Source organism: Neohoeflea coraliihabitans (genome assembly GCF_019334345.1).
Lineage (GTDB): Bacteria > Pseudomonadota > Alphaproteobacteria > Rhizobiales > Rhizobiaceae > Pseudohoeflea > Pseudohoeflea coraliihabitans.
Genome location: NZ_JAHWQX010000001.1, coordinates 1,248,048 through 1,256,462, shown reverse-complemented (window position 1 = coordinate 1,256,462; position 8,415 = coordinate 1,248,048). Strand labels below are relative to the sequence as shown.

Below are 8,415 nucleotides of genomic sequence, written 5' to 3'. Positions count from 1 at the left end.
GCCCCGTGCGGCTTGAGATGGCTGAGCGGCAGACCGGCGGCATCGAGAAACCCCTTCAGAGCCCCGGTCTGGTACAAAATGATGTTGGCCATCTCGTCGCGCTCGATCTTCATCTCGCGACGCCCGAAACCGGCCAGATCCGGAAGCGACACATGCGCCCCGACCCGGACCCCGTGCGTGCCCGCCAGCTCAACCGTGCGGCGCATGTGATTGGGATCGGAAGCGTGAAAACCACAGGCAACATTCGCCTGCGAAATCAACGGCATCAACGCCGCATCATCGCCAAACGAATACAGACCAAAACTCTCCCCCATGTCACAGTTCAGATCAACAGACATCAAACACATGCTCCTCAATCCTTCAGCGATGCGACGTAGCGCAGACGGATCTGGTCAGCGATGACGGCGAGGATCAAGAGGGCGCCGAGCACGACGGTCTGCAGATAGGATTCGATGCGCGCCAGGTTCATTCCGTTCTGCACCAAGCCGATGAACAGGGCGCCCAGCACGACGTTCTCCAGCCGCCCGACGCCGCCTCGCAGGCTGACACCGGCAATCACGCAGGCGGCAATCGATTCCAGTGGCATGGAGGAGCCGATATTGGCTTCTCCGGTGTCGATGCGGGCGGTCAACAGCATGCCGGCGACAGCGGCGAAGAAGGCGCACAGGACATAGGTGAAGAACAAGGTGCCCGTGGTGTTGATGCCGGACAGGGAGGCGGCCTTGAGATTGCCGCCGACGGCGTAGAAATAGCGTCCCTGCGGGGTTCGGTAGAGGAACAGATAAAGGACCAGCACAAGCAGCGCCGCTACATAGACCGGGGCCGGAATGCCAAACAGCATGCCGAAGCCGAACACATCGCCAAAGGCAACGGGCAGACCGTAGACGGGAACGCCGCCGGTCAGATAGAGCGCGACACCAAAGCCGACCGAGGCCATCCCGAGCGACATCATGAAAGGAGAGACCTTGAAAAAGGCGACGCCGATGCCGTTCATGACGCCGATCGACAGGCCGGCCGAGATGCCGGCAAGACAGCCAAGCGCGATTGCCAGTCCGACCATGTCGGGGAAAGCGGCGTAGAACGCCGACATTGCCATGGCGCCGACGACGGAGGACAAGGCAAGAGTGGTGCCCACCGAGAGGTCGAAGCCGCCGGTCAGCAGAGCGAGCATCTGGCCGATCGAGACGATCATCAGATAGACCGACTGGCGCAGGACGTTCATCAGGTTGCGTGGCGTCAGAAAATTGTCGGACATCAGAGTGAAGACAATCACCGCGATGACGAGCAGAAACGGCAATATGCCAAGTTTGACAAAAAGCCGCTTGAGGACATCGGCGGGATTGCCGGCCGTTCGGGCCGCCGTGGTGTTGCTGGCCATCACGCGGTCTCCCTTTCAAAGAAATGCGCAAGCACGTTTTCCTCGGTGAGGTGATCGGCCTGCAATTCGGTCTGCACGCGACCGCGGTAGAAGACATAGGCGCGTGTGGTGAGATTGAGGATTTCCGGAAGATCCGACGAGATCAGGATGATCGCGGTGCCGGTGCGCGCCAGTTCGACTATGAATTCATAGATCGAGGCGCGGGTGCCGACATCGACCCCGACGGTCGGCTCATCGAACACAATGAGATCGTAGGCGCGGGTCAGGCTGCGCGCCAGCATCACCTTCTGCTGATTGCCACCCGAAAACTGGTCGACAGAGCGTTCGATGCGCGGCGGCGACAGATGCAACTTCTCCGCAAGCGCGGTGACCGTTGCTGCCTCAGCGGAGCGATGCAGCAAGTGCCCATTCGAGAACGGCAGGATGTCAAGCGCGGTCAGGGCAACGTTCTCGCGCACCGAACGCATCATCATCAGGCCTTCATTGCGCCGATCGGCCGGCAGATAAAGAAAGCCGGCGCGAATATTGCGGCGCGGACTGTTGCCGGTGACATCCTGGCCCTTCAGACGGACCGATCCGGAGGCGATCGGTACGGCGCCGAAGCAGGCCTGCAGCAGTTCCGACTTGCCGGAACCGACGAGGCCGGCCATGCCGACGATCTCACCGGCGCTGACCGTGACCGAAGCGTCGACAACGGTCTCGTCCGACGTTGTCAGGCCGCGCACTTCCAATACAGGCGCGCCTGGCTTCGGGAGATCAAGGGTGGGAAACACGCCGCCGATGACGCGACCGGTCATCAGGCGGACGAGATCATCCTCGGAAGCCGACCTGGCTTCGACGGTATCGATATAGCGTCCATCCCTGAGCACCGTGATGCGGTCGCCGATGCGGCGGATTTCCGCCATGCGGTGCGTGATATAGACAATGCCGACACCGCGCTTGGTGAGCTGGCCGATCAACTCGAAGAGATGGTCCGTCTCGTAGCTGGTGAGCGAAGCGGTCGGTTCATCAAGGATCAGCACCGAAAGCTCGGAGCGAAACGCCTTGGCGATCTCGACCATCTGCTGTTCGGCGCGGGTCAGCCGGTCGACGCGTTGCTCGGGACGCAGGGCGAAGCCCAGCTCATCGAGAATGCTCAGGGCCTCGCGGCGGATGCGGGCGCGGTCGACGAAGCCGCCGCGGGTGTGTTCGGCACCGAGAAACAGGTTTTCCTCAACCGTCATCTGCGGAATGAGAGAGAATTCCTGGAACACCGCGGAAATGCCGAGGTCGCGCGCATCGTGAACGGAGTGCAGCGTGACCGGTGCGCCGCGGTAGAATATTTGTCCGGCACTTGGCTGGTTGGCGCCTGCGAGTATGGAAATCAGGGTTGACTTGCCAGCGCCGTTCTCGCCAAACAGGACGTGCACCTCCCCGGACCGCAGTTCGAAGTCGACGCCATCGAGGGCTGTGACACCCGGATAGGTCTTGGTGATGGCGAAGGTCTGCAAGAGGGGAGATGCAGCCGCCGACTGCATCTCCTCCTCCTCCACCGTGGCGATTTTTTTCGACATGGTCCGTCCGTGGCCTTCAATCACTCGACCGAGAAGACCGGGCGGAAGCCGCCCGGCGCAAGTGTGGAGGCCGAGTCGAAATCGCCATGGTTTTCCTGGGTAACGACGTAAAGCGCCGGTCCCACATGCTTCTGGTAGTCCTTGCCCTCAAGGATGCGTACCGCCTGGTCGACAGCGATCCGACCCTGCACGACCGTGGAATCGGTCGGGGCCGCGAGGATCTGGCCGCGGCTGATGCCCTGATCAACGCCCGGCGTGTAGTAATAGGATACGATCTTGACCTGATCGGTGAGCCCGCGGGCGCGCAGGATCGGGACTGCCGCCTCCGCCGTGACAGCGGTTCCAACGATGTAGTCGAGGTCGGGATAGGCCTCGAGCGTGTCCTCAACGAGTTTGGCCTGGGCTTCCTTGCCGGTGTCGCCATATTTGGTGTCGACCAGCTCGACTGCCGAACCTTCTATCGCTTTCTGGAAGCCGGTGTTGCCGGCTTCGACCCAGCCCGCACCCGCCGGGCCGGGAAACCAGGCGACCCTGGCCGCGTCGCCGCCTTCGGGATGAAGCTCGGCGAGGAATGCGCCGGCCTTGGCACCCATTTCGCCGAAAGAGACAAGCGACTTGGCGGCGATCTTGTCCGACGAGATGCCGTTGATGACGTCGATCACCGGGATGTCCTTTTCAGCCAGTTCGGTGACAACGTTGTTCAGCCCGTCATAGGAGATGGCGCCGATAATGACGGCATCGGCACCGGCCGAAACGCAATCCTCGATCTGCGAGATCTGGGTGTTGAGTTCGGTATAGCCGCCGGCCTCGACCACGTTGGCCTTGACGCCCAGCCGCTTGGCTTCCTCGGTTGCCCCATAATCGACGGCCAACCAGTATGCATCTTTCATGTGCGGAAAGGAGATGCAGATCTCCCACGCCTTGGACGCCTTCTCCAGCGGGACATAATCCGCCGATGATCGCGGACTTTCCATGTTGAATGGTGGGTCCCAGACCTCGACCGAGTAGGGGTACCAGTTCTCGGCGGCTGCGCCGCCCGCTGTGCCGAGCACCACCGCGGATGCGGTCATTGCCATAAGCAAGGATTTCATTCATGCCTCCCTCAAGCCTGTGATCCCTCCCGGGCCACATTGCAATCTGCCGCCCTTGAGGCGACGACTTATGGAAAGCCGCATTGCTGAAATTGTAAAATACGATTATTGACTATGGTATATCTGTTTTTTGCATAATCGGAAGCTGGCGTGATTCCAACCTGCTTTTCTCAAGATCCATCGCTTGATTTGGGTTTTTATGCCTATATCCGGTGTTTTCTATGCTCCGATTGTGTGCCAGCGGTCGAAGGGCCGTTCCATCGCAAGGAAAGCCCTTCTATTCCTTCTTCAAATAAGTCGATAATAGGCATCAATAAATTGAATGAACCATCGATCAGGCAAATACGGTATTTCATCGCAGTCGCCAACGAGGGTCAGATTTCGCGGGCCGCAATGGAACTCAACGTATCGCAATCGGCGATGACCACCGCGATCAAGCAGCTGGAGGAGATCGTCGGAGTGGCGCTGTTCACCCGACACCCGGGGGGTGTCGCGCTGACCTATGAAGGCCATATCTTTCTCGATCACGCACGCCGTGTCATGGCGTCAATGGCCGAGGCAGTGCGTTCGCCCCGGCGCTTGCGTGACGACGTGCAGGGCAGCCTGCGCCTTGCGGTGACCTATACTGTCGCCGGCTACTTCATTCCGCCTTACCTTGAACGGTTCGCGCGTGCCTTTCCCGGTGTCACCCTGCAGCTCACCGAGGCCCCGCGCAACGCCATCGAGGATGGGCTGGTGTCCGGCACATTCGATCTGGCTGTGATGCTGACCTCGAACATCGTCGACCAGGAGGGAATCGCCTATGTGCCGCTGCTGCAATCGCGACGGCGCCTGTGGCTGTCGTCGCAACACCCGTTGCTCGACCACACGTCCGTCGGCCTTTCCGAGGTGGCGAACGAGCCTTACATCATGCTGACGGTGGACGAGGCCTCGAATACGGCCCAGCGCTACTGGAATCGGACAAGTTACCGCCCGAAGACGATCTTCCGCACGTCGTCGGTGGAATCCGTGCGCTCGCTGGTGGCCAACGGCATGGGCGTCACGATCCTCTCGGACATGGTGTATCGCCCCTGGTCTCTGGATGGGCGGCGCGTCGAGGTGATGGCGCTGTCCGATCCGGTGCCGACAATGGAGGTCGGGCTCGCCTGGGCGGCGAATGTCGAGCAATCGGTCGCTGCCAAAGTGTTTCAGGAATTCATGCAGGCCGGTCATGACAGCGCCCCGCACCGCGAATGGTCGGCCGGCCGCCGGCCGAACGAGGGTGTGCCGTTCTGAAGCGAAGCTGTTTAAGGTGCCTGTGTGTATAGCGCAGCTGCGTCTCGCGTCCGAGAAACGCTGTTGACGGGCTGGCGGTCGCGGGCTGAAGCATTTGCAATTGCTAATTAATTAATGCTAATTTTCCGCCGTTCTCGATGGAGTGGGATTCTGGTGGAAAGATGATTCTGTCTTCGCGTTTCGCGCTGGCAAGCGACAATATCGTTTCGGAATCGTTCGATGGCGAATTTGTCGTGGTCGATCTCACTTTCGGAAAATATTTCAGCTTTTCGGACTCCGGCAATGTCATTTGGCAGGCGGTGAGCTCGGGGCTCAGCGCCGCAGAGCTGCTCGGGGTGGATCAGTCAAAGAATCCTCTCCTTGCTGTGTCCGAGGTCGAAGCCTTCGTGTTGCGGTTGCTTGAGGCCGGGCTGATCGTTGAACGGGCGGACACTGAGGGTGCCGCCGACGGCTTGGCGGACAGCCTGCGCGAACAGTTGCAGAACGCTGCGGAAAAGCCGGACATTCAGGTGTTCGATGACCTGGCGGATCTGTTCCTGGCCGATCCGATCCATGATGTCGAGGAGCCTGCCGGGTGGCCAGTCGTCCGGCCGACGTGACGGTCAGTTCTCCGACCGAAGCGCCAATCCGGCCCGAAACCGTTTCGCACTATGCCACGGATGTCATCGAAACGGTGCACGGCCTTCGGGATCGGTTTCCGCTGACGTGCCGGATCCAGCTGCCGGGTCTCGACATTGCCGTACATCTGCAGGACGGCGTGCTGGCGCGCGCCATCAACGAGAACCTGGTTGCGGCACGGGCCCGCGAAAGCCGAACAACCCATCTTGAGATATTCATCGCCCATCCGGGTATTGAAGGCGTCATGCCACCGGCGGCCTGGAACGACGAGCTGCCGTATCTTCCCCACGCGATCGGCATGCGACTGGAGCGCGACGGGCTGCGCGCGTCCTACTTCCACGATCTCGATCACTGGCATTTGCTCAATATGCGCTCGGGTATTGGCGTCGAACTGATGCGCGGGCCGAAGGCCTATCCGCCCTGGGAGGCCGGCGCGCCTCTGCGGCCGTTCCTGCACTGGCATTATGCGGCGACCGGGCGGCGTCTGGCTCATTGCGGCACGCTTGGTCACCATGGCACCGGGGTGCTTTTCGCCGGTGCAGGGGGTGCGGGGAAATCCGGCACCGTGGTTGCCGGTCTGCTGAACGGCCTGGAAAGTGCGGGCGACGATTATGTTCTCCTTGATGCGGATGACGGTGGGACTGTAACGGCATCGCCGATATTCTCGGTGCTGAAGCAGGATCAAGCCGGCTATGGCCGTTTGGGGCTGGCTGACCGGCTGCCATCTCCCGGGGCGCTGAACTGGCAAGGCAAGTATGAATTTCACATCAGTGATCTCTGCGCCGCCGGTCCGGCCGAGAAGCTGCGGATCAAGGCCCTCCTCGTACCGAAGATCAGCCATGAGAAGCGCAGCTGGATCGAGCCGGTTTCCCGCCGGGCCGCGATGCTGGCTTTGGCGCCCTCGGCGATCCATCAGATGCCGGGGGAGCGGGAAAGCGGATTTCGCTTCTTCAGTCGGATAACGCAGGCGCTGCCCTGCCATGTCCTGCATGTGGGAACGGAACCGCGTGAGGTGGCGGACACGGTGGCGGCGTTCCTGGAGACGCAGGCATGAAGGTCAGCGTGATCGTTCCGGTCTATAATCGCGAGCGGTATGTCGGAGCCGCCCTCAGGTCTCTAGTGCGCCAGCGCGATGACGCCGATCTCGATATCATCGTGGTTGATGATGGTTCGACAGACGGCACGGCGCAAATCATTCAACAGATCATGGCAGAGGCCGCCTGTGTGCGCTATGTGGCGCAGCCCAATCGCGGCGTAACGCACGCGCGCAATGCCGGCTTGCGCCTTGTGCCGCCCGAGGCGGACCTGGTGACGTTTCTCGACTCGGATGACATCTCGACGGCCGGGCGATTCGCGCAGGATCTGGCGCATTTCAAGGCGGATCCTGCGCTCGATCTCACCTATGGCCTGATGCGGCTCGTCGACCACATCGATGATGATCAGCTGGCAGCCGCGCCGGGGTGCGAGGGCATCACGATGCGCGGTGTCAGCCTGACCACGGCGCTTTTCCGGCAAAGGGCCATCGCGCCGCTGAAGGGGTTCGATGAGAATTTCGCCCAGGCAGAAGATCTGGATTTCCTGCTGCGGCTGTTCGAGCGGCGCCCGCGCTATCTCCTGACCGATACGGTGGCGATCCTCTACCGGCAGCACCCGGACGGCATGACCAAGTCGGCGCACGAGCAGATGCGCCGCGGTGTCCTGCAGGCGGTGCTGCGCTCGGCGCAGCGGCGGAAACGCGATCCGAGCCTGGGCAACATCCCGCCGGTCTTCGATATGAGCGCGCTGGCCGGTGCGCCACCAAAATTTGACGATTGCTAACCGGTTAGAGAGGCGATCATGAATTACACCGCGGTCATACCGGCTTATAACGCCTCCGAAACGATCGAGGAGTGTCTCGGGTCGATCATGGCGCAGAGCGTTCTGCCACAACGGATCATCGTCGTTGACGACGGATCGACTGACGCGACGGCCAAGCGGGCGGCTGGCGTGTCCGATCTCGTCGAGGTGATCCGGCAGGCCAATGGCGGTGTCGGAAAAGCAACCACGACGGGTCTGGCCGCGTCACGAACCGAGCTGACGGCGACGCTCGATGCTGACGATCTGTGGCTTCGTGACAAATCGGAACGCCAGATCACCTATCTGGCAGCTCATCCCGAGTGCGACGGCGTGTTCGGGGCGATGCGCACCTTCGGCGCAGACGCACGGGCCGGCGATGAAGGGCCCGGCTGGTCACGGACAACGATGATGATCAGGACGGCCGCAGCATTGCGGGTCGGACCGGTGATCGATCCCGGCGGCGGGCGGGGAGACATGATCGACTGGCTGGCGCGGGCCCGGGAAATGGGGGTGCAGCTCGCCATGATGGATACGCTACTCAGCCTGCGCCGTATCCGGCCGGGAAGCCTGTCCTACGGGCGTGACGCGGCTCGCGATCGCGGCTATGCGCAGGTTGCATGGTTAGCACTGCAGCGCCGCAAATCCCGCGACAAGGGCTCGTGAG

At 61.6% G+C, this 8,415-nt stretch carries 9 protein-coding genes; 5 read left to right on the top strand and 4 right to left on the bottom strand.

What is annotated here, in order from left to right; genetic code table 11:
• The 4 genes from KY465_RS05985 to torT form a co-directional block, all read right to left on the bottom strand.
• Positions 1-338 (bottom strand): LamB/YcsF family protein (locus KY465_RS05985; protein WP_219200692.1); only part of this gene is annotated, 338 nt, incomplete at its 3' end.
• 14 nt (positions 339-352) lie between these two features.
• A complete protein-coding gene (locus KY465_RS05980; protein WP_219200690.1) occupies positions 353-1,378 on the bottom strand; it encodes an ABC transporter permease in 1,026 nt (341 codons plus the stop codon).
• The gene (locus KY465_RS05975; protein ID WP_255561443.1) at positions 1,378-2,931 is read right to left on the bottom strand and encodes a sugar ABC transporter ATP-binding protein; all 1,554 of its coding nucleotides are present in this window, start codon (positions 2,929-2,931) and stop codon (positions 1,378-1,380) included. The genes KY465_RS05980 and KY465_RS05975 overlap by 1 nt, the downstream gene beginning before the upstream one ends.
• A 20-nt stretch (positions 2,932-2,951) precedes the next feature.
• Positions 2,952-4,022 carry a TMAO reductase system periplasmic protein TorT gene (torT, locus tag KY465_RS05970; RefSeq protein WP_219200688.1) on the bottom strand — a complete coding sequence of 357 codons (1,071 nt, stop codon included), beginning with the start codon at positions 4,020-4,022 and terminating at the stop codon, positions 2,952-2,954.
• Between the two features lie 318 nt (positions 4,023-4,340).
• On the opposite strand from torT, the gene KY465_RS05965 reads away from it, so the two are divergent.
• From KY465_RS05965 to KY465_RS05945, 5 genes are all read left to right on the top strand, one after another.
• Positions 4,341-5,297 carry a LysR family transcriptional regulator gene (locus KY465_RS05965; protein ID WP_255561442.1) on the top strand — a complete coding sequence of 319 codons (957 nt, stop codon included), beginning with the start codon at positions 4,341-4,343 and terminating at the stop codon, positions 5,295-5,297.
• A gap of 161 nt (positions 5,298-5,458) precedes the next feature.
• The gene (locus KY465_RS05960) at positions 5,459-5,896 is read left to right on the top strand and encodes a PqqD family protein (RefSeq protein WP_219200686.1); all 438 of its coding nucleotides are present in this window, start codon (positions 5,459-5,461) and stop codon (positions 5,894-5,896) included.
• Positions 5,872-6,969, top strand: a complete 1,098-nt coding sequence (locus KY465_RS05955) for a serine kinase (protein ID WP_219200684.1) — start codon at positions 5,872-5,874, stop codon at positions 6,967-6,969. The genes KY465_RS05960 and KY465_RS05955 overlap by 25 nt, the downstream gene beginning before the upstream one ends.
• Complete coding sequence (locus KY465_RS05950) at positions 6,966-7,733, top strand: glycosyltransferase family 2 protein (protein WP_219200682.1); 768 nt, start codon at positions 6,966-6,968, stop codon at positions 7,731-7,733. Before KY465_RS05955 ends, KY465_RS05950 begins: the two co-directional genes overlap by 4 nt.
• An 18-nt stretch (positions 7,734-7,751) precedes the next feature.
• A complete protein-coding gene (locus KY465_RS05945) occupies positions 7,752-8,414 on the top strand; it encodes a glycosyltransferase family A protein (protein WP_219200680.1) in 663 nt (220 codons plus the stop codon).
• Position 8,415: the final 1 nt, after the last annotated feature.

What these genes read in the sequence shown, in the direction of transcription:
- KY465_RS05950 (WP_219200682.1), top strand. Translation starts at nt 6,966, where the DNA reads ATGAAGGTCAGCGTGATCGTTCCGGTCTATAATCGCGAGCGGTATGTC.
- KY465_RS05945 (WP_219200680.1), top strand. Translation starts at nt 7,752, where the DNA reads ATGAATTACACCGCGGTCATACCGGCTTATAACGCCTCCGAAACGATC.
- KY465_RS05975 (WP_255561443.1), bottom strand. Translation starts at nt 2,931, where the DNA reads ATGTCGAAAAAAATCGCCACGGTGGAGGAGGAGGAGATGCAGTCGGCG.
- KY465_RS05960 (WP_219200686.1), top strand. Translation starts at nt 5,459, where the DNA reads ATGATTCTGTCTTCGCGTTTCGCGCTGGCAAGCGACAATATCGTTTCG.
- torT (WP_219200688.1), bottom strand. Translation starts at nt 4,022, where the DNA reads ATGAAATCCTTGCTTATGGCAATGACCGCATCCGCGGTGGTGCTCGGC.
- KY465_RS05980 (WP_219200690.1), bottom strand. Translation starts at nt 1,378, where the DNA reads ATGGCCAGCAACACCACGGCGGCCCGAACGGCCGGCAATCCCGCCGAT.